Genomic DNA, 21020 nt, shown 5'->3' on the forward strand with positions numbered 1-21020 from the left:
CGCCCGGCCCTCACTCGCTACCGGTTTTGAGCTTGGCTTCCTTCGCGGGGTCTATCCACCAGGAGAAAGGGTCGATGCCACTATAGTCCGGCTGCTTTTCAGGCATTCCAAATTTATTCCAATAGGCCACTTTGATCTTGTCATCATACCATTGCGGGATGACGTAATAGCTCCACAAAAGCGCCCGGTCGAGCGCGTGGGTCGAGGCGACAAGCTCGTCCCGATCCTTGGCATAGATGACGCGGTCGATCAGCTTGTCGATGGCCGGGTTCTTGATACCGGCATAGTTGCGACTGCCTTTGAAATCGGCAGCTTTGGAGCCCCACATGTCACGCTGCTCATTGCCGGGTGAGGCGGTTTGCGCGATGATTGAGGTGATGACATCATAGTCGAAATCGTTGACACGTGCCTGATATTGCGCCGCGTCAACGATACGCACAGTCGCATTGATGCCGATCTTGCGCAGGCTTGCGGCAAATGGATTGTAAATGCGCTCGTCCGTCGGGTCCTTGCCGAGAAATTCGATGGTGAACGGATTGCCCTTGGCATCGACGAGCTTATTGCCCTGCAATGTCCAGCCCGCTTCCGAGAAGAGCTTCAGCGAAGTGCGCAGGTTTTCGCGGGTGGCCTGCGGCGTGTCATAGACCGGCAGCTTGAATTCCTTGGTCAGTGCATCGGCGGGGAGTGCGTCCTTCACCGTTTCCAGGATGGCCTGTTCCGCCGGTGTCGGCGGGCCGCTCAGTTCCAGTTCATTGCCTGCGAAATAGCTGTTGATGCGCTTGTACTGGTTGAAGAACAGCAGGCGGTTCATCGATTCGAAGTCGAAGGCGTAGGTTAGCGCCTGACGCACTTTGGGGTCTTTGAACTTGTCGCGGCGCGTGTTCAGGAAATAGCCCTGCATACGTCCGACGGCGTGATAGGGGAACGAAGCCTTTACGACATCGCCGCGCTGCACGGCTGGGAAATTATACTGTTCAGCCCAGCGCTGGGCGCGATTCTCGTTCCGGTAGTCGTACTGTCCGCCTTTCTTGAAGGCTTCCCAGGTCGCATCCTCGTTGAAATAATATTCGTAGCGCAGGCGGTCGAAGTTGTTGCGCCCGACATTGACGCCCAGATCCTTGCCCCAATAGTCGTCGACGCGCGCCCAGGTGATGGAGCGTCCTGGCGTCATGCTGTCGATCTTGTAGGCCGCAGAGCCGAGCGGGATTTCAAGCGTCGGACGGGTAATATCGCGCTGCCTGCCCTGCGCATCCTTGCCTTCCCACCAATGCTTGGGCAGAACGGCAAGCTGCCCCAGAATCTGCGGCAGTTCGCGGTTGCCCTTCTGGCTGAAGGTGAATTTCACCTCATGTTCGCCAGTCTTTTCCGCTTTCTCCACGTCGCCATAATATTTGTTGTACATCGGCGACTGCTTCTTCAGCACATCGAACGACCAGATCACGTCATCGACGGTGATCGGCTGCCCGTCATGCCATTTCGCTTTGGGATTGAGCTTGAATTTCACCCAGGAGAAATCGTCGGGATATTGCAGGGCTTCGGCGATGAGCGGGTATTGGGTCGATCCCTGATCGACCGAATCCGTCATCAGCGTGTCGTAGAGCATCCCGCCGCCGAAGTCGGACAGGCCAGCGGCAGCAACACCCTGCACCACGAACGGATTGAGGCTGTCGAAGGTACCGACGGCGACCATGTTCAGCGTACCGCCTTTCGGCGCATCGGGGTTCACATAGTCATAATGTTTGAAATCGGCTGGATATTTGGGCTCGCCGAGCAGGCTGGAGGAATATCGCCACTGGGGTTCCGCGTCATTTGCGCGCCCCATTGAAACCGTGCTCGCAAGCATGGCCACCGCGAACGCACCCGCCCAAAAAGCTCTCATCCAGCCTCTCCGTTCCTGTTTCGGATATATTGGGATGAAGTCTTATGGGTTTTTGCGGAGGAAGAAAGGCATGCGGGCAAGAAATTTGTTGCAGGCAAGAAAAAAGCCCGGCGAACCGGGCTTTGATCGTCATTCCGTCTTGTCGGCTTAATTCGCCGGTGCCGGTTCTGCTGGCTTCTGTTCGCCGCCTGCCGGTGCGCTTGACGGTGCGCCTTCCGCGGGCTTTTCGCCTTCGGCTGGCTTTGCATCACCGCCAGCAGCAGGTGCTGCATCAGCGGTTGGCAGCGGAGCCGGATTGTCGGACAGCGTGCGCAGATAAGCGATCAGATCGGCGCGCTCATTGTCCTTCTTGTCACCAGCAAAGCCCATGGCGGTGCCTTTGATGAAGCCCTTCGGCGAGGTCAGGAACTTGTTGAGATGTTCAAAATCCCACTTGTTGCCGCCAGCGCCGAATTCCTTCATGGCAGCCGAATAGCCGAAACCTTCAACGGAGGCAGCCGGACGGTTCACGACATCCCACAGATGCGGACCGACCTTGTTGGCGCCACCCTTTTCACCGGTATGGCATGCAGCGCAACGCTTGAAGACGGTTTCACCGCGTGCCGGATCGGCAGACTGCAGCAACGTCGCAATGGAAACTTCTTCCTTGGCCGGTGCAGCGCCCCCTTCACCGGTCGAGGCTTCCGCCGCTTCGATGATAAAGCCCGGCTTTTCAGGCGCAGGCGAGTGAAACAGCGAATCGGACAGGATGCCTGTCGTCATGACAACGAAAACCGTTGCCAGAAAAGCCATGATAAACTTGTTAGTCCGGGTTGAATTCATCGCCGGTCAGCGCTCCCTCTACCAAAACGCTCTCCCCGAGAACGCTCTCCTAGCCGGCATGCAAGCCTTTAATAAAGGTCGCAATTCTCTCCCCGGCATCGGGCGGAAACTAGGTCTTTTACCAGGGCGATGCAACACCTATAAGGGTGACTGGACCCGTGACTTTTTGACACTTTTGATGCATTTCCAGTGCTGGCAAAGCGCGTTACAAGACGTCCGCGACCTATCGATCTCAAGAGGCGATGATGCTTCAGACATTAAAGACACTCACTCTTATCCCTGCGCGCATGGCATCCACGCGGCTGCCCAACAAGCCGCTCGCCGATATTTGCGGCAAGCCGATGATCGTCCATGTGGCCGATCGTGCAGCGGCTGCAAAGCTGGGCCGGACCGTGGTTGCAACCGACAGCGACGAGATTTTTGCAATCGTCACCGCGCATGGCCATGAAGCCATCATGACGCGCGAGGATCATGAATCCGGCTCCGACCGCATTTATGAAGCGCTGTTGAAAGTCGATCCGGCGGGAGAAATCGACGCCGTGGTCAATGTTCAGGGCGATCTGCCGACCATCGATCCCGATATCATCCGCCGCGCACTCCTCCCGCTCGAAGACGGACCTGCCGACATTGCGACGCTTGGCGTCGAAATCGAGGAAGAATCGGAAAAGACCAATCCAGGTGTGGTGAAGATCGTCGGTTCCCCGCTTGCCGGTAACAGCCGCCTGCGTGCGCTTTATTTCACCCGCGCAACCGCGCCCTATGGCGAAGGCCCGCTCTATCACCATATAGGCCTTTACGCCTATCGCCGCTCAGCGCTGGAACGCTTTGTGAAGCTTGGCCCATCTCCTCTGGAGAAGCGTGAAAAACTCGAACAATTGCGGGCTCTCGAAGCCGGAATGCGCATCGATGTGGAGCTTGTGAAGACGGTGCCTCTCGGCGTCGACACGCAAGCCGATCTTGACCGCGCGCGTCTTCTTGTAGCACAGGGTATCTAACGGCCACCGATGAGTGGCATTTAAGAAAGCATGGTACGATGAAAACCAACAGGATTTCCTTTCAGGGTGAAGCGGGCGCAAATTCCGATACGGCGTGCCGCAACATGTTTCCCGATATGGAGCCTTTGCCGTGCCCGACTTTTGAGGATGCCTTCAACGCGGTTGAAACCGGCGCTGCCGATCTCGCCATGATCCCCATCGAGAACACGCTGGCCGGTCGCGTCGCCGATATTCACTATCTGCTGCCGCTCGCCGACATGCACATCATTGGCGAATATTTCCTGCCGATCCATTTCCAGCTGATGGTGCTTCCGGGCGTCAAGCGCGAGGAAATCAAGACGGTGCACAGCCATGTCCATGCGCTCGGCCAGTGCCGGAACGTCATTCGCCAGAACGGCTGGAAGGGCGTCATCGCGGGCGATACGGCGGGAGCCGCCCGTCTCGTCGCCGATATGAAGGATCGCTCCATGGCGGCATTGGCGCCAAGCCTTGCTGCCGAGCTCTACGGTCTCGATATTCTGGAAGAAAATGTCGAGGATGCGGAAGACAATGTGACCCGCTTCGTGGTTCTGTCCAAGAGCAAGCAGTGGGCGCCGCGTCCCGAAAATGGCGAGCGCATTGTGACGACTTTTGTCTTTCGCGTGCGCAACGTCCCGGCTGCGCTCTACAAGGCGCTGGGCGGTTTTGCCACCAATGGCATCAACATGACGAAGCTCGAAAGCTATCAGATCGGCGGGCGTTTCATCGCCACGCAGTTCTATGCTGATGTCGAAGGACATCCGGAGGACCACAATCTCCAGCTCGCGCTGGAAGAACTGCGCTTCTTCACCAAGGAAGTGCGCATTCTCGGCGTCTATCAGGGCAGCGATATTCGCGGCACGCAGTTGCTCGCTGCGGAGTAATTTAGAGAATATCGGGCGGAATCAGTTTTCCGCCCAGGCCTTTATCAAATGGGTTGCAATGGCGCCGGATGGCGGCACCCGCAACCCATTTTCATGTGTGCCTTCCAGCATTGTCCGCACCTCGGCCTTCGAGAACCATCGACCGTCTTCCAGCTCCGAGCGGTCGATAGTGAAGTCGTCGCTCAAAACCTCGGCATGACAGCCGATCATCAGCGAGTAGGGAAACGGCCAGGGCTGGCTCGCATGATAGGCAACGCGACCGATGGAGAGCCCCATTTCCTCCACACTTTCACGGCGCACGGCGGCCTCGATTGTTTCGCCGTGCTCGATAAATCCTGCAAGGCAGGAATAGGAGCCGGGCGCGAAATGGGGCCCGCGTGCCAGAATGCATTTTTCGCCGCGTAACGGCAGCATGATCGCCACCGGATCGGTTCGCGGGAAATGTTCCGCACCGCAGTTGGGGCATTGCCGCTTGGCACCGCCAGCGCGCATATCGGTTTTTGTGCCACAACGCCCGCAGAAACGGTAATTGGCATGCCATGCGGTCAGCGCTGCGGCCTGCGCCAGCGCGCCGAGCAGGTCGGCGGATACCAGCCCTTCCGTATAGATGCTGCGATAATCCTGCAGGCGGAAAGGTGCTGCCATCGTCTCGGGGTCGAGCGGTGTTGTCAAAGCGACAAGCGGCACGCCGTCCTGAAGACCGAGAAAAATCGGTTCGTGAAGATCAGGCGCAAAGTTCTTCGCCTCGCCAAGTGCAAACAAGGCCCTCGGGGCTTTTTCATCGGCATAGTCGAGAAGCAGCCTGTTGCTGCCAAGCAGCATGATTCGCGTTTCGGGTAGTTCCAGCGCCGTGAAGGCAGAATCATCCCGTCGCTTTTCGGATTGGCGGTCGATCCTGTTGCCGGAAAATCCGACAGATCGGCTCGGTTCGATTTCCGGCAGGTCATAGAGACGGAAAGTCATATCTATCTCGGAATTGTTGGGGGGATGAAAGCGCATCCCGAAAAGTGTGAAACGGTTTTCGGAAAAGATGCGCGTGAAAGCAAATTAAAGCGCCGCGCGAATGTCGGCGATCAACTGCTGTGCGTCTTTTTCGTCATAGGTTTCGCGGGTTCCGAAACCCCAGACAGGGCCAGGCCAGCCCGCGTCGCCTTCGTTGCGGGCGATAACATGCAGATGTAGCTGCCGAACAATATTGCCGAGCGCACCCGTATTGATCTTCTCACAGCCCGTCACGGTCTTGAGCGCCTGCGCAACGATGCCGGTCTCGAAGGTCAGCATGGTCTGGTCGAGCGGCGTCATATCGTGAATTTCAGTGAGATCAGGACGGCGCGGCACCAGGATCAGCCATGGCCAGCGCCGGTCGTTCATCAACCGAAGCTCGCACAGGCCGAGCTTGGCGACAGAAAAAGTGTCGGCATGAAGCCGTTTATCGAGTTCGAATTGTTCCATAGGCCGACATTTACCAGCTTTTTTCGTCCAGTGCTTGCTTTTTGCGTGGCGCCCTCCTTGCTTTTTGCTTCACAATTGACGATATGCAGCGTGGGAGGTTGGTGGTGGACGAGCCACTCGCCAACCGGGTCAGGTCCGGAAGGAAGCAGCCCTAACGAGCCACGGCACGGGTCATCGTGCCAGCCTCCCACCCTTTCTCACGATGCCGACGACTGTTGATGGGTTGCCTCTTTGGTTGACGCCGCTCATGCGTCCGGTCCAAACTGGCGACTGAGAAAAAAGCGGAACAGGAAGAACGGAAGGGTCGCTATGGACACAAAATCCGCCGATGGCGCCTATCGCGTTCTCGCCCGCAAATATCGCCCCCAGAATTTCAACGACCTTATCGGCCAGGAGCCGATGGTTCGTACGCTCAAGAACGCGTTCGAGACGGGCCGCATCGCGCAGGCCTGGATGCTTACCGGCGTTCGCGGGGTCGGCAAGACGACCACGGCGCGCATTCTGGCGCGCGCTCTCAATTACAAGACAGATACGATCGACCAGCCGACTATCGATCTTTCCGTGCAGGGCGAAAACTGCCAGGCGATCATGGAAGGCCGTCATGTCGATGTGATCGAGATGGACGCCGCCTCGCATACGGGCATCGATGACATCCGCGAGATCATCGAGCAGGTGCGCTACCGCCCGGTTTCTGCGCGTTATAAAGTCTATATCATCGACGAAGTGCACATGCTCTCCAATCAGGCTTTCAACGGCCTGTTGAAGACGCTGGAAGAGCCGCCACCGCACGTCAAATTCATTTTTGCCACCACCGAAATCCGAAAAGTTCCGATCACGGTCCTGTCACGTTGCCAGCGCTTCGACCTGCGCCGCATCGAATCGGGCACGCTGGCGCAGCATCTGCGCCGCATCGCGGAAGCGGAACAGATCGCGGTGGATGACACGTCGCTCGCCATGATCGCACGCGCAGGCGAAGGCTCGGCACGCGATTCGCTGTCGATTTTCGATCAGGCCATCGCGCATGGCGCAGGCACCGTTACGGCGGAAGCCGTGCGCTCCATGCTGGGCCTTGCGGACCGTGCCCGTATCATCGACCTCTTCGAGATGCTGATGCGCGGCGATGTGGCCGGCGCACTGACGGAATTTCGCGCGCAATATGATGTCGGTGCCGACCCGTCGGTTGTTCTGACCGATCTTGCCGATTTCAACCATCTGGTGACACGCCTGCGTTTCACGCCGGATGTGGCAGAAGATGCGTCCCTGTCGGAAGACGAGCGCGTGCGCGGTCGTGAATTCGCGCAGAAACTTTCCGTCCGTGTGCTGTCGCGCACCTGGCAGATGTTGCTCAAGGGCATTGCGGAAGTCGATACGGCGACGAGGCCGGTTCAGGCCGCAGAAATGCTTTTGATCCGGCTTGCCCATGCAGCCGATCTGCCGACGCTGGATGAAGCGATCCGTGGTCTCGACAATGGCTCCGTTTCGGCGCCGCGTCCGCAGCTGGGCAATCCGCGGCCGAATGGCGGCGGTAGTCAGCCTGAAGCGCGTTTTGCCACCGATACGGTTGGATCGTCTTCGATGGGCCCCGTCTCCGGTGGACCGGCAACGGCCATGCGTATCGTGGAAACACCACCGCAGCCGGTTCAGCCGTCTGCCGCGCCGCAGCCAATCGTCGAGAATACGCCGCAGCCTTCGGTGCCGGTCAACAGCCTGCACGATGTCGTCGCACTCGCCGACAAGCACCGTGACATGCAGTTCAAGATTCTGGTCAAGAGCTGTGTGCGCCTTGCATCCATTGCACCCGGACGGCTGGAAATCGGCCTGACCGACGACGCGCCAAAATCTTTGCCGAGCGACATTTCGCAGCGCCTCCTGAACTGGACCGGCATTCGCTGGGTGGTGACCGTCGCGCGTGATGTGGCGGGGCAGACCATTTCGGAGGCGGAAACGGAACGTCGCGACAATCTGGTGACCGACGCCCGTGCTGATCCCGATGTCGCCGCTATTCTCGCGGCCTTTCCGGGCGCAAAGATCACCGACGTGCGCATTGCCGTGCCGGAACAGAATGACGACGAGGACATTGACCTCGATGCCGTGGCGGAAATCCCCGGCGCACCGTCTGAAGACGACTGATTTACGGAATGATGGAGTGAACCCATGCGTGACATGATGGGCATGATGAAGCAGGCGAAGGAATTGCAGGCCAAGATGAAGGCCATGCAGGACGAGATCGCCACCATGGAAGCCTCGGCGTCATCGGGCGGCGGGCTGGTGACGATCACGCTTTCCGGCAAGGGCACCCTGTCGGCGCTGAAGATCGACCCGTCGCTGATGAAGGAAGAAGAGGTTGAAATCCTCGAGGACCTGATCATCGCGGCGCATAACGACGCCAAGGCCAAGCTTGAAGCGGCTATGGCCGAGAAGACGCAGTCGCTCACCGCCGGTCTGCCGATCCCTCCGGGGTTCAAACTGCCGTTCTAAGGCAGTAGGGGAATAAGGGAATAGGGGAGTATGTTTGGTCGGCTGACTGCCGCCATGCCGTATATCCCCTGATTCCCGTTCCCTACTCCCTTATTTCCCTATTCCCTTACTCCCTTAAGCAAATGTCCAAACGAATAGCCGGTCCTGAAATCGAACGTCTCATCCAGCTTCTGGCCCGCGTGCCGGGGCTTGGACCGCGTTCGGCCCGTCGTGCGGCTCTGCACCTCATCAAGAAGAAGGAAGCGCTTCTGGTGCCGCTTGGCGGCGCTATGCAGGAGGCTGCCGAAAAGGTGCGCATCTGTTCGTGCTGCGGCAATGTCGATACGTCCGATCCGTGCACGATCTGCACCGATGGGCGGCGCGATCCCACCACCCTCATCGTGGTGGAGGATGTTTCCGATCTTTGGGCATTGGAACGGGCAGGCACGATGAATGTGCGCTATCATGTTCTTGGCGGTCGCCTGTCGCCGCTCGACGGCATCGGCCCGGACGATCTCAACATCAAAGGTCTGGTGGAACGGGTTGCCACCGGGGAGATCAAGGAAGTGATTCTCGCGGTCAACGCCACCGTTGAAGGCCAGACCACGGCGCATTACATTACCGACCAGTTATCCAGCTTCGATGTGCGTGTCACGCGGCTCGCCCACGGTGTTCCGGTCGGCGGTGAACTCGATTATCTGGATGAAGGCACGCTTGCTGCCGCCTTGCGGGCACGAACCACGCTTTAGATTTGATGGAGAAACACATGGCTGCAAGCCGTTGGAAGCATGCTTTGAAAACTGCTCTGGGTCTTGCCGTCATTGTTGCCATTTCTCCCGCCATCGCCGCGCCGTCGAAGGCCCAGATTGAAAGCCAGTATCGCAACTGGCTGGAAAAGGACCTTTGGCCGGAAGCGAAGGCGGCAGGTGTATCCCGCGCCGTGTTCGATCAGGCTTTTGCCGGTGTCTCGATCAACTGGAAGCTGCCGGACCTTGTCATTCCCGGCGAGAAGCCCACGACTCCGAAAGAGCAGAAACAGGCGGAATTCGGAGCGCCCGGCAAATATTTCAATGCCAAGACGATGGGTGCAGTCACAAGCGGCGGCAAGGCGCGCTATGGCCAATATGCCGATCTCCTGAAACGCATCGAACAGAAATACGGTGTTCCGGGGCCGATCCTGCTTGCCGTATGGGGCCGCGAATCCGGCTTCGGCACGGTGAAGATTCCCTACAATGCCTATGAAGTTCTTGGCACTAAGGCTTTTATGGCTACCCGCAAGGACATGTTCCGGAAGGAACTGATTGCTGCGCTCGAAATCGCTTCCAAGGGCTATATCGACGAAGCTGCTATGAAAAGCTCATGGGCGGGCGCGCTCGGCCAGCCGCAATTCATGCCGACTTCCTATCTGAAGCACGCGGTCGATTTCGACGGTGACGGCAAGCGCGACATCTGGAATTCTGTGCCGGATACGCTTGCTTCCATCGCCAATTATCTGAAACTTCATGACTGGCAGAAGGGGCGCGACTGGGGCTTTGAAGTAAACGTTCCGCAGAACGTCTCCTGTTCGCTGGAAGGGCCGGATCAGGGCAAGACGATTGCCGAATGGGCGAAGCTCGGCATTACGCGGGCGAATGGCAAGCCATTTCCGGCCAATGAAATGAAGGGCGAGGGCTTCCTGCTCATGCCTGCCGGCCGCTATGGCCCGGCTTTTGTCGTGAGCCCGAATTTCTACGTGCTCAAGGATTATAATATGAGCGATCTCTATGCGCTCTTCATCGGCCATGTCGGCGACCGTATCGCTTATGGTGCAGGCGATTTCAGTCGCGCATGGGGCGACGTCGGCTCCATGTATCGTTCCGATATCGGCGCAATGCAGAAACGCATGCAGGCGCTGGGCTATGATGTCGGCAAACCTGATGGCTTGCCCGGCTTCAAGACCCGTCGCTCCATCGGCCTGTGGCAGGCGAAGAACGGCATGGCGTCAACCTGTTTTCCGCAGCCGGAATTGTTGCGTCAGATTCGCTGATCCGCGCCGCTTAACAAACTGGCGAAAGCCTGTAGCGCTTTTGTCCTGTAGCGGTCATTGTGCTGCAGCATGAGAAACTGGCGTTGCGGGAGCGCAAAGTCCGCCTTCATGAGCGTTCCGGCGGCCAGATGCGGAGCGGCGACAAGTTCCGATATGGCCGTCACATAGTCACCAGAGCGCACAGCCGAACAGATTGCCTCGTTCGAGGGTAGTTCAAGCGCCACATGCAGCCGCGCCGGATTATAGCCTGAAGCGCGCATGGCATCCTCGAAAACGCTGCGCGTTCCCGATCCCTGCTCGCGCAAGATCCATTTTCCCTCGAAAAGCCGGTCCCAGGTGAGCTTGCCTCCCGTGCCCCAGTCATGATCGGGGCGCGCCACCAGAATAAGCTGGTCGCTTGCAACCTTGCTGATCGATAGGGACGGCGCTTGTACAGCGCCTTCCACCAGACCGATATCGGCAACACCTTCCTCTGTCGCCTCGGTAACGCTTTCGGTGTTTCCAAGCGTCAGCCGCATATCGATCAGCGGATAAGCGGCGTGAAACCGTGCCAGAAAGGACGGCAGCCAATAGCTGGCGATGGTCTGGCTGGCATGAATGGCGAGAATGCCCCGTTTGCCGCCACCAAGTTCCGACAGCATTCGCTCGGCAGAACGCGCGCGCGAGAGTGTGGCGCGCGCCTCGTCCAGAAACATACGTCCATCACCGGTTAGTTCGATCCGCCGCCCGATACGATTGAAGAGCGTGGCCCCGTAGCGATCTTCCATCGTGCGGATAGCCGAACTGACCGCAGAAGGCGTCAGATGCAGGGCTTCCGAGGCTCGCGTAAGGTGCTCACGCTCGGCGACTTCAATGAAAATTCGTAGCTGTTCCAGTGTCATAGCATCTATCGTTCGATTTTATCGAATGAAATATGCCATATAATGAAATGGATTGAACAGGGAAAATCAGGCATTGGATGAGAAAATAATTCTCATACGAGCATTTCCAGCAAAAGTGCGAAGCGGTTTTGCGTAGGACAATGCGAAAGAAACCAGCATTTCCAGCAAAAGTGCGAAGCGGTTTTGCGCAGGACAATGCGAAAAAGCTAACAATCAGATTTGAAATGCCGAAAATGACCTACTCCAAAATCCAGAACATCCTCCCAGGACTTGGCTTGAGCGTTGCCGTCGCAATTGCGGCGATTGGACTTGAAAGAGTCGAGGAACATTATGCAGGGCGCGCCTGGCTCGAAGCGCTGGTGATTGCCATTCTCCTTGGCACGGTCGTGCGGACGTTCCTGCGTCCCGGCAAGCAGTTCAACAAGGGCATCGGCTTTTCCGCCAAGCTTCTTCTGGAAATTGCAGTGGTGCTGCTCGGTGCATCGATCAGCGCCAGTGCTGTGGTGGCTGCGGGGTCGGGGCTCATCTTCGGCATTGCGGGTGTGGTGGTGATTGCTATCACGCTCAGCTACGGGATCGGACGCCTGTTGAAGCTGCCGCATCGCATGGCGGTTCTGGTGGCCTGCGGTAACTCCATTTGCGGCAATTCCGCCATCGCTGCCACCGCGCCGGTTATCGGTGCGGGAAGCGAGGACGTGGCGGCTTCCATTGCCTTCACTGCTATTCTCGGCGTGGTCGTCGTGCTGCTTCTGCCGTTGCTGGTGCCGCTTCTGGGGCTTTCGCACACGCAATATGGCGTGCTGGCGGGCCTGACCGTCTATGCGGTGCCACAGGTTCTGGCTGCCACTGCTCCGGTCGCGACGATCAGTGTCCAGCTTGGCACGCTGGTAAAGCTCGTGCGCGTGCTGATGCTCGGACCGGTCATTCTCGCGCTGGCGCTTCTTGCCGGAAACAAGGACGCAAACGCCAAGCCTGGCTTCTTCCAGCTCGTGCCATGGTTCATCCTCGGCTTCCTTGGCATGATGGCGCTGCATTCGCTGCACCTGATACCGGAATCGATCCTGCCCGGCATTCAATATGCCTCGACCATTCTTACCATCATTTCGATGGCAGCCCTTGGCCTTGGCGTCGATATCCGCTCGGTGGCGTCAGCAGGCGGTCGCGTCACGCTGACTGCGATACTTTCGCTCTTGGCTCTGGGCACCATCAGCCTTGGCCTGATCCATATGCTCAGCGTCGCATAGCTCGATCGGACAATCAAAAGGCTTTAGTGAAATGTGTGAAAGGCCGGGATGGTGACATCCCGGCCTTTCTTCTGCGAGCATTGCGCTTCGATTTGCGTTGGCGCCGTTCTCTATGACGTGGTGCTGCAAGATCGTTTACTCGCCAATGTGCGTGTCCCCATTCAATAAAGAAAAAGCCCGCCGAGAGGCGGGCTTTTCCATGTTCAGTCGAAGAGGGAAAGATTAGTTCTTTTCCTGCTTCTTCAGAGCGGCACCGAGGATGTCGCCGAGCGAAGCGCCGGAGTCGGACGAACCGTACTGAGCGACAGCTTCCTTTTCTTCGGCGATTTCGAGCGCCTTGATCGAGACCTGCAGCTTGCGGGTCTTCTTGTCGAAAGCGATGACGCGAGCGTCAACCTTCTGACCGACCGTGAAGCGTTCCGGACGCTGTTCGTCGCGGTCACGCGACAGATCCGAGCGCTTGATGAAGCTGTCGAGGTCGTGATCGACCAGACGAACTTCAAGGCCGCCATCGGTTACTGCGGTGACTTCAACTGTTACAACGGCGTTCTTGCGCAGATCGCCGGAAGCTGCTGCTTCACCGACCTTGTCGCCGGAAAGCTGCTTGATGCCGAGCGAGATGCGTTCCTTCTCGATGTCAACGTCGAGAACGACAGCCTTAACGACTTCACCCTTGTTGTACTCTTCGATGACCTGTTCGCCCGGACGGTTCCAGTCGAGGTCGGAGAGGTGAACCATGCCGTCAACGTCGCCGTCGAGGCCAATGAACAGGCCGAATTCGGTCTTGTTCTTGACTTCGCCTTCAACAACGGTACCGACAGGGTACTTCTGGGCAAAGGTCGTCCACGGATTGTCGAGGGTCTGCTTGAGGCCGAGCGAGATACGGCGCTTGACCGGATCAACTTCGAGCACAACGACTTCGACTTCCTGCGTGGTGGACAGAATCTTGCCCGGATGGACATTCTTCTTGGTCCACGACATTTCGGAAACGTGGATGAGGCCTTCGATGCCCGGCTCGATTTCCACGAATGCACCGTAGTCGGTGATGTTCGTGACGGTGCCGGTGATCTTTTTGCCGATCGGGTACTTCGCGCCGATACCATCCCAAGGATCGCTCTCGAGCTGCTTCATGCCGAGCGAGATACGATGGGTTTCCTGGTTGATGCGGATGATCTGCACCTTGACCGTCTGGCCGATGGTGAGGATTTCCGACGGATGGTTGACGCGGCGCCATGCCATGTCGGTCACGTGCAGGAGACCGTCGATGCCGCCGAGGTCAACGAACGCACCGTAATCGGTGATGTTCTTGACGACGCCTTCAACGACCTGACCTTCTTCAAGGTTCTGGACGATTTCCGAACGCTGTTCCGCACGGCTTTCTTCAAGAACGGTACGACGCGAGACAACGATGTTGCCGCGACGCTTGTCCATCTTGAGGATTTCGAACGGTTGCGGGACGTGCATGAGCGGGGTGACGTCGCGGATCGGACGGATGTCGACCTGCGAACGCGGCAGGAAGGCAACAGCGCCGTCGAGGTCGACGGTGAAACCGCCCTTGACCTGATTGAAGATGACGCCATCGACGCGCTCGCCATTGGCGAACTTCTGCTCGAGCTTGACCCAGCTTTCTTCACGGCGTGCTTTTTCGCGCGACAGGACAGCTTCGCCCAGAGCGTTTTCGATGCGCTCGACGTAAACTTCCACTTCGTCGCCCGGCTTCAGCGTGCCGTCTTTGCCCTTTGCGCCGAATTCCTTCAGCGGCACGCGGCCTTCGACCTTCAGACCGGCGTCGATGATCGCCATGTCCTTTTCAATGGCTACGATGCGGCCCTTGACGACATAACCTTCAGCGAGGTCGTTCGTTGCAAAGGATTCCGCCAGCAGCGACTCGAAGTCTGCGAGGGATGGATTGAATTCTGACATGAATACTCCTGGTGCATCCGGAAAATTCATCGGATGCGGCGCCGGGGGTTAGTGTTGCGTTATGCCCGACCTCGGCCCCGTCTTTGCAGACAACCGGCGCATGGAACGCGAAGTCAGGCTTTTCAGTATGAGTGCAGCCTATATAGGTCCGAACTCAGGATAATCCAGCTTTTCGAGGCACAATGAGATCCGAAAAGCTTAAAAACTTGTCGGTTTCATCCCCGATGCTGCGCCAAAGCGTGATCAATCAGCTTTTTTGCGGCTAGAAATGCCGCTTCTATACTCATTTCGCTCGTATCTAGCAAGTGCGCGTCTTCAGCAGGTTTGAGCGGAGAATCGATGCGGTTCGTGTCGCGTTCGTCGCGCTTCCTGAGGTCAGCCAGGATTTCCGCGAAATCCGCCTTCTCGCCGCGCGCCACGATCTCCTCATAGCGACGCTCGGCGCGTACTTCCGGCGAGGCGGTGACGAACAGCTTTATGGCCGCATCGGGACAGACGACAGTGCCGATATCGCGCCCGTCAAGGACGCTTGAGGGCAGGGCGTTGGCGAAGTTGCGTTGCGCTTCGACGAGCGCGCGCCGGACCTTCGGCATGACCGCAACCTTCGACGCAGCCTCACCGATTGCATGAGCGGAAAGCACCGCCTTGTCCATCTCGCGCAGATCGAGGTTCAGCGCGACGTCAGCCGCCACCGCCTCATCGTCGAGCGGCAGCCCCTTGTCGATCAGCGCCTTGGCGACGGCGCGATAGGTCAGCCCCGTATCCAGATGCGGCATGCCGTAATGAATGGCAATGCGCCGGGCAAGGGTTCCCTTGCCCGAGGCAGCCGGTCCGTCGATAGCGACGATGAACGGCGTCATCGCGCGTCGCTCTGTTCGATCTTGGCGCCCAGTCCCGGCATCATATCCATGAATTCGGGGAAGGACGTGGCGATCATGGTGCTGTCGTCAACCGTCACCGGCTTTTCCGATGCAAGGCCCATGACGAGGAAGCTCATCGCGATACGGTGATCGAGATGGGTTGCGACCGTACCGCCACCCAGTCCCCTGCCGTCGGGGCGACCGCGGACCGTCAGCGACATCTCGCCTTCGGTGCAATCGACGCCATTGGCTTCAAGGCCGCGCGCAACGGCTGCCAGACGATCCGATTCCTTGACGCGCAGCTCGTCCAGACCGTCCATCACGGTTTCGCCTTCCGCGAAGGCGGCGGCAATCGCCAGAACCGGATATTCGTCGATCATCGACGGGGCGCGTTCCGGCGGAACGACGACGCCCTTGAGCTTCGATGCCTTCACGCGAAGATCAGCGACATCCTCGCCGCCAGCAAGACGGGCATTGAGCACTTCTATATTGGCGCCCATTTCCTGCAGCGTCAGGATCAGGCCGGTACGGGTCGGGTTCATCAGCACGTTGTGGATGGTAACATCCGAACCTTCGACCAGAAGCGCGGCAACAAGCGGGAAGGCCGTCGAGGACGGATCACCCGGCACGTCGATGGTCTGGCCGATAAGCTTGCCCTGGCCGGTGATGCGAATGTGGCGCACGCCATCCTTGTCGGTTTCAACCGAAAGATCGGCGCCAAAGCCCTGCAACATCTTTTCCGTATGGTCGCGGGTCATGACCGGCTCGATGACGGTGGTGACGCCCGGCGTGTTGAGACCGGCGAGCAGCACGGCGGACTTTACCTGCGCGGATGCCATCGGTACGCGGTAGGTGATCGGATTGGCCGTCCTGGGGCCGATCAGCGTCAGCGGCATGCGGTCGCCGTCGGCAGCTTCCACCTGAACGCCCATTTCGCGCAACGGGTTTAGCACGCGGCCCATCGGGCGCTTGGAAAGCGAGGCGTCGCCGATAAAGGAGGTTTTCATGTCATAGGTGCCGACAAGGCCCATGGTGAGGCGCGCACCGGTTCCGGCATTGCCGAAATCAAGCGCTGCTTCGGGCTGCAACAGGCAACCGTTGCCGACGCCATTGATGATCCAGACATCGCCATCCTTGCGGATTTTCGCGCCCATGGCCTGCATGGCGCGACCGGTATTGATGACGTCTTCGCCTTCCAGAAGGCCGGTGATGCGGGTTTCACCCGATGCAAGACCGCCAAACATGAAGGAGCGATGCGAGATGGATTTGTCACCCGGAATGCGGATTTCGCCCGTGAGTGCCTCCGAGCGGCGGGCGGTTGCTGGTTTCGGGGATGCAGAATGGGACATGGATTGTTCACAGTCACATTTTTGGCGCGGACACGCGCCGGGATTGAGAGATAAGCGGGGCTTCCCTAGCATAGTAATATTGTGCGGTCATCCGTGAATACGCGGCGCGGACGACACCCATAATCAGGAGGGAGAGCCAAGAGTCTGCGCATCCCTTTGCGTTTCGCTTTGACAAACGCGCCAAATTGCGTTTATGCACCGGACAACAATATAAACGTGCTCAAGACTTGCCCCTTGCTATATGGCCCCATGAACAGCATGGTGAAGGGCTATATGCTTCAAGGCAGGCATTCCGGCGCGATTTTATGAATTTGTGTCCCCGTGTGAATTAACGAGGCTAGACGTGGCAAAAGCTGAACTTGGTACCAAGCGTATCGACCCGGAAACGGGCAAGAAATTTTACGATCTCAATCGCGACCCGATCGTTTCGCCTTACACTGGCATTTCCTATCCGCGCTCCTATTTCGACTCCACGCTTGAAAGCCGCGTTGTCGAAGAGGAAACCGAAGAGGAAGAACTGGATACCGCGCTCGAAAAGCCGGAATTCGTCTCGCTCGAGGATGCCGACGACGAAACCAAGGGCAGCGGCGACGATCTGCCGGATATGGACGACGACGATGTCGACCTCGGCGACGACGATGACGACACCTTCCTCGAAGAAGAGGAAGACGAGGACGACGACATGTCGGGCATTCTCGGCGGTGGCGTCGGCGGCGAAGACGAAGAAGGCTGATCTGTTACACAGATCAAGACCTGATGCTTTTACGAGGCGACCTTCGGGTCGCCTCGTTGCGTTTTGAGCGCATCCCGGATGGGGGCGTCGGCGTGATCTGTGAATTATTTTTGGCAGATGTGAAAAGAGTTGCGATTTAGCTCTTGATCTTCTGGCGAACGCCATTTAATAAGCCGCCACACCGGGCAGCAAGTCCTGCCTGATGTGCCTCGAAAGAGGTCTGATGGGGCCATAGCTCAGCTGGGAGAGCGCCTGCATGGCATGCAGGAGGTCAGCGGTTCGATCCCGCTTGGCTCCACCAAATTTCCCTTACCATAAAGCCTGAACATACAGCAAATCGGTCGGCGCAATAGCTGTCGTTGGACAAAGCCTGTTTGCGCGCTATGTCGCTTTCCATGACAGAAATGATCTTGGCGACATTCGACTGGGTTCCCAAAATGCCACGCGGCTTCGTCCGCGATCTTCGCGTGCGCTGGGCGCTGGAAGAAGCCAGGCTGCCCTATCGTGTCGAAGGCGTTCCGTTCAAGAATCGCGGGCCGGAACATTTCACTCATCAGCCTTTCGGGCAGGTGCCATGGCTGATCGATGGCGATATGTCGGTCTTTGAAAGCGGCGCCATCCTGCTTCATATCGCGGAGAAGAGCGACATGCTGTTGCCGCCTGATCCGAGGGCGCGAAACGAAGTCATACAGTGGCTCTTTGCAGCACTGAATTCGGTAGAAATGGCTGCCTTGCCGCTCGCCCTTTATAAATTCACCGGTGATGAAGAGCAGACACCGGGGCGCCAGCTCATGGACAGTTTTCTGGCCGGTCGGCTTGGCCATATGGAACAGGCGCTGTCAGGCCGCGAATGGCTGACTGAGCAATTTTCGGTTGCCGATATTCTGATGGCCGACGTGTTGCGCCTGGTCGATCATTTTAACGGTCTGGCGCAGCATCCGGCCTGCCGGGCCTATGTCGAACGTGCCATGGCGCGGCCTGCATTCCAGAAAGCCTATGCCGACCAGATGGAACATTTCGCTGCGGCGGACTGATATTCCGGCGAAATTCTCACGTCATGGTGAATTTCACGCCCAAGTTGCGCTCGACAACTCCCCAGAAATTGGTAAACAGGATGTCGGCGAAGTAATTTATCAGTGCTATTTTGAATGAACAGACTGCCACATTTCGATGGATTACGGTTTTTATTATGTATGGGAATCGCCGTTTTCCATTTTTCTTTCCGCATTTCGGTGCAGAATGAGACACTGAATGATTTTATATTAACTTTTGCTTATTTTACTGATGTCTTCTTTATTGTCTCTGGGCTGTTTCTGGCAAGACGACGAAATTATCTCTGGAGCTGGCCCCGCTACGTGGCTTTTGTCGGAAGGCGGCTGGCGCGGATTTATCCGCTGCATGTGGTGGCTTTCTCGTGCTTTGTGCTTCTCTCCGTCCTGACGACAGCGGGAATCCTGCATCCCTCGGGCAACCCCAGCACAAGCTGGCGCGATGGGCTCACTCAGTTGCTGCTGATCCACAATTGGGGTCTGGGACACACGTCGTCCTACAACTATGTCAGTTGGTCGCTGAGTGCCCTTTTCGCGATGTATCTGGCTTTTCCGCTGTTCGATATGTTGTGCCGTCGTTTCGGGAGCTGGGTTCTGGTCGGCGTAATCGTGGCCATTATCGGCGGTGAATATCTGGCGCAAAAGCTCGGTGTGTTGTCACTCACCCGCATTCAATTGTCTGCTGTGGGTGTGTTCCGGACCTTACCGTCCTTTCTCTTCGGCATGTGGCTTGCAAGGCGAACACATCCTGCGATGCCAGCAGCGGCAATCAAGATATTGCTGGCCGTTTGCCTGATCGTCTTTGTGTTCTATCATCCGGGAAACGGGCCGGGTGAACCCAATACGCTCGAAGGTCCCTGGCGGCTGGCATTCCTCTATGCGGGTATCTATGTGCTCTATCTTGCGTCCAGTCAGGGCATTTATACGCCGCTACAGTGGCATGGACTGACAAAACTCTCCCGTTACAGTTTCGGTATTTTCATTCTTCATCCGCTGGTGGGGATGATGTTTTTCAGAATGACCCCGGAGCGATGGGAGGAGACAACAGCAGGCGCGGTCATGCTGCTTGCCGGAGCTGTTCTTGCAAGCCTAATGACCGCTATCGCCGCATATCACCTGTTCGAAAATCCCGTTCAACGCTGGCTGGTGCAGAGAATCGACGCCTGGGTCGGTAGGTTCGAAGGCCCAGGTGAATTTTCTGAGGCTGCGAGAGACAGCCTGCCCGTCTCCCGATAGGCAGGTATCCTCACCGGCTCGATCAGGCGGTGCGCGTCGTGCCGCTATCCTGACGCATCAGATAGAGCGATGCGCCGACGATCAGGACAGCTCCCGGCCAGAAATTGATGCTTGGCGTGGCAGCAAACACGATCCAGCCGAAAATCACGTTGATCGGCAGCCTCAGATCGTCGAACGGCTGCAGGTAGACAGCATCCGCCACCGCATAGGCTGCCGTCTGGAAATATTGTGCCAGAGCCGTGAAAGCGCCGATGATGACCAATATGGACCAGATTTCGATGGTCGGTGCGGTGATTGCGGACATGCCCAAGCCGGACGCCAGCCAAAGGGCGGCGTTGATGGGCGTGAGAAGCACCAGCATATAGGCCGAAATGCTGGCAGGCTTTTCGAAACGGGTCAGATATTTGGTCATCACCGAATATCCCGCCCAAAGTGCCGCGGCGAGGACGGGCAGCAGTGAATAGACCGTATAGGAATCCGACCAGGGTGCGATGATGATCAAGGCTCCGACAAATCCGGTGAATGTGGTCATCAGGCGTGTTGGCGTGACCTTTTCCCGCAGAAACAGTCGCGCGCACAGGATGACGAAGAAGGGTGAGGTCATGGACAGGGCGACCACCTGCCAGATTGGCACATGGGTCAGAGCGTAAATCCAGACCTGTACGCCAGCGGCAGCCAGCGCGACGCGAATGACGTGAAGACCGAAATGGCTGGTGCGTAAGGCTCTCGCGCCATCGCGAACGAGCAGGGGCAAGGTCAACACCAGCGCGATCACATATTGCCAGAAGGCGATGATGACGGATGGAATGCCGGTACGCGTTCCGGCCCATTGGGTGGCGACATTGACGGCAGCATAGGCCGAACAGGCCGCAACCATCAGTGCTGCTCCGCGCACGGTGGGTTTCAAAGTTGGGGTAGAGGCAAGTTGGCTCAACGGTTTCTTCCCTTTTTTAAGCCTGTTACCTCAGGGTACGGGAAGAAAAACTGCAGGACGAAGACGGCAAGCCGCCCAGCCGAGCATGATTCCAACCTCGTTCTCTCTCATCCGGACTATGACCGTCGGCTTCGGATTTGCACCGAATCTGCTGACCCTGTCACGTTTGCCGTGTCAGGCGCTCGCGGGCTTCGGGTGTTTCACCCGTTACCGCCGGTGGGGAGTTTCACCCCGCCCTGAGAACTGGATATTTCTTTTGCATCGAAAGGCATCAGGAT

19 protein-coding genes, 1 tRNA gene, 1 other RNA gene and 1 riboswitch are annotated in these 21020 nt (G+C 57.8%); of the genes, 12 read left to right on the plus strand and 9 right to left on the minus strand.

Going from position 1 to position 21020, the window contains the following annotated elements:
- Positions 1-10: 10 nt before the first annotated feature.
- Complete coding sequence (locus F9K91_RS06255) at positions 11-1879, minus strand: extracellular solute-binding protein (protein ID WP_151677443.1); 1869 nt, start codon at positions 1877-1879, stop codon at positions 11-13.
- A gap of 147 nt (positions 1880-2026) precedes the next feature.
- Positions 2027-2701 carry a c-type cytochrome gene (locus F9K91_RS06260; protein ID WP_151557126.1) on the minus strand — a complete coding sequence of 225 codons (675 nt, stop codon included), beginning with the start codon at positions 2699-2701 and terminating at the stop codon, positions 2027-2029.
- Between the two features lie 245 nt (positions 2702-2946).
- On the opposite strand from F9K91_RS06260, the gene F9K91_RS06265 reads away from it, so the two are divergent.
- Both F9K91_RS06265 and F9K91_RS06270 read left to right on the plus strand, forming a co-directional pair.
- Positions 2947-3696 (plus strand): 3-deoxy-manno-octulosonate cytidylyltransferase, encoded by a 750-nt coding sequence (locus F9K91_RS06265; RefSeq protein ID WP_151557124.1) that lies wholly within the window; start codon positions 2947-2949, stop codon positions 3694-3696.
- A gap of 38 nt (positions 3697-3734) precedes the next feature.
- Positions 3735-4598 (plus strand): prephenate dehydratase, encoded by an 864-nt coding sequence (locus F9K91_RS06270; RefSeq protein ID WP_109987125.1) that lies wholly within the window; start codon positions 3735-3737, stop codon positions 4596-4598.
- Positions 4599-4619: 21 nt separating this feature from the next.
- Here F9K91_RS06270 and nudC read toward each other — a convergent pair whose 3' ends face one another.
- Both nudC and F9K91_RS06280 read right to left on the minus strand, forming a co-directional pair.
- Complete coding sequence (gene nudC, locus F9K91_RS06275; RefSeq protein ID WP_151677444.1) at positions 4620-5561, minus strand: NAD(+) diphosphatase; 942 nt, start codon at positions 5559-5561, stop codon at positions 4620-4622.
- 84 nt (positions 5562-5645) lie between these two features.
- Positions 5646-6050, minus strand: a complete 405-nt coding sequence (locus F9K91_RS06280; RefSeq protein ID WP_151677445.1) for an HIT domain-containing protein — start codon at positions 6048-6050, stop codon at positions 5646-5648.
- A gap of 93 nt (positions 6051-6143) precedes the next feature.
- Here F9K91_RS06280 and ffs point away from each other — a divergent pair.
- The 5 genes from ffs (at position 6144) to F9K91_RS06305 (ending at position 10533) form a co-directional block, all read left to right on the plus strand.
- Positions 6144-6241: signal recognition particle sRNA small type (gene ffs, locus F9K91_RS06285), an RNA gene on the plus strand.
- A 118-nt stretch (positions 6242-6359) separates the two neighbouring features.
- Positions 6360-8180, plus strand: coding sequence for a DNA polymerase III subunit gamma/tau (locus tag F9K91_RS06290; RefSeq protein WP_151677446.1), 1821 nt, complete (start codon positions 6360-6362; stop codon positions 8178-8180).
- Between the two features lie 24 nt (positions 8181-8204).
- Complete coding sequence (locus F9K91_RS06295) at positions 8205-8528, plus strand: YbaB/EbfC family nucleoid-associated protein (RefSeq protein WP_010657829.1); 324 nt, start codon at positions 8205-8207, stop codon at positions 8526-8528.
- Between the two features lie 122 nt (positions 8529-8650).
- Complete coding sequence (recR, locus tag F9K91_RS06300) at positions 8651-9256, plus strand: recombination mediator RecR (protein ID WP_151677447.1); 606 nt, start codon at positions 8651-8653, stop codon at positions 9254-9256.
- Between the two features lie 17 nt (positions 9257-9273).
- The gene (locus tag F9K91_RS06305) at positions 9274-10533 is read left to right on the plus strand and encodes a lytic murein transglycosylase (protein ID WP_151677448.1); all 1260 of its coding nucleotides are present in this window, start codon (positions 9274-9276) and stop codon (positions 10531-10533) included.
- Here the strand turns inward: F9K91_RS06305 and F9K91_RS06310 are convergent.
- Entirely contained in the window at positions 10521-11414 is an 894-nt protein-coding gene (locus F9K91_RS06310; protein ID WP_151557112.1) for a LysR family transcriptional regulator, read from the minus strand. The two genes, F9K91_RS06305 and F9K91_RS06310, sit on opposite strands and share 13 nt — an antisense overlap.
- Before the next feature lie 224 nt (positions 11415-11638).
- Between F9K91_RS06310 and F9K91_RS06315 the strand changes: the two genes are divergently transcribed.
- Positions 11639-12658, plus strand: a complete 1020-nt coding sequence (locus F9K91_RS06315; protein ID WP_208852681.1) for a YeiH family protein — start codon at positions 11639-11641, stop codon at positions 12656-12658.
- 222 nt (positions 12659-12880) lie between these two features.
- Here the strand turns inward: F9K91_RS06315 and rpsA are convergent, their stop codons facing one another.
- From rpsA to aroA, 3 genes are all read right to left on the minus strand, one after another.
- Positions 12881-14581 (minus strand): 30S ribosomal protein S1, encoded by a 1701-nt coding sequence (gene rpsA, locus F9K91_RS06320; protein ID WP_061344723.1) that lies wholly within the window; start codon positions 14579-14581, stop codon positions 12881-12883.
- Between the two features lie 215 nt (positions 14582-14796).
- Positions 14797-15441 carry a (d)CMP kinase gene (cmk, locus tag F9K91_RS06325; protein WP_151557110.1) on the minus strand — a complete coding sequence of 215 codons (645 nt, stop codon included), beginning with the start codon at positions 15439-15441 and terminating at the stop codon, positions 14797-14799.
- A complete protein-coding gene (gene aroA / locus F9K91_RS06330) occupies positions 15438-16790 on the minus strand; it encodes a 3-phosphoshikimate 1-carboxyvinyltransferase (RefSeq protein WP_151677450.1) in 1353 nt (450 codons plus the stop codon). The genes cmk and aroA overlap by 4 nt, the downstream gene beginning before the upstream one ends.
- 343 nt (positions 16791-17133) lie before the next feature.
- Here aroA and F9K91_RS06335 point away from each other — a divergent pair, with 343 nt between their 5' ends.
- From F9K91_RS06335 to F9K91_RS06350, 4 genes are all read left to right on the plus strand, one after another.
- Positions 17134-17523: a TIGR02300 family protein gene (locus tag F9K91_RS06335; protein ID WP_061344726.1), complete on the plus strand. Its 390-nt coding sequence runs from the start codon at positions 17134-17136 to the stop codon at positions 17521-17523.
- A 225-nt stretch (positions 17524-17748) separates the two neighbouring features.
- Positions 17749-17824 (plus strand) — tRNA-Ala (locus tag F9K91_RS06340).
- A 94-nt stretch (positions 17825-17918) separates the two neighbouring features.
- A complete protein-coding gene (locus F9K91_RS06345; protein ID WP_151677451.1) occupies positions 17919-18557 on the plus strand; it encodes a glutathione S-transferase family protein in 639 nt (212 codons plus the stop codon).
- Positions 18558-18671: 114 nt separating this feature from the next.
- Positions 18672-19808: an acyltransferase family protein gene (locus tag F9K91_RS06350; protein ID WP_151677452.1), complete on the plus strand. Its 1137-nt coding sequence runs from the start codon at positions 18672-18674 to the stop codon at positions 19806-19808.
- A gap of 22 nt (positions 19809-19830) precedes the next feature.
- On the opposite strand, the gene F9K91_RS06355 is transcribed toward F9K91_RS06350, so the two are convergent.
- Positions 19831-20742 (minus strand): DMT family transporter, encoded by a 912-nt coding sequence (locus F9K91_RS06355; RefSeq protein WP_268890834.1) that lies wholly within the window; start codon positions 20740-20742, stop codon positions 19831-19833.
- Between the two features lie 95 nt (positions 20743-20837).
- Positions 20838-20990, minus strand: a riboswitch (FMN riboswitch).
- Positions 20991-21020: the final 30 nt, after the last annotated feature.

This window comes from Brucella tritici (genome assembly GCF_008932295.1).
Taxonomy (GTDB): domain Bacteria; phylum Pseudomonadota; class Alphaproteobacteria; order Rhizobiales; family Rhizobiaceae; genus Brucella; species Brucella tritici.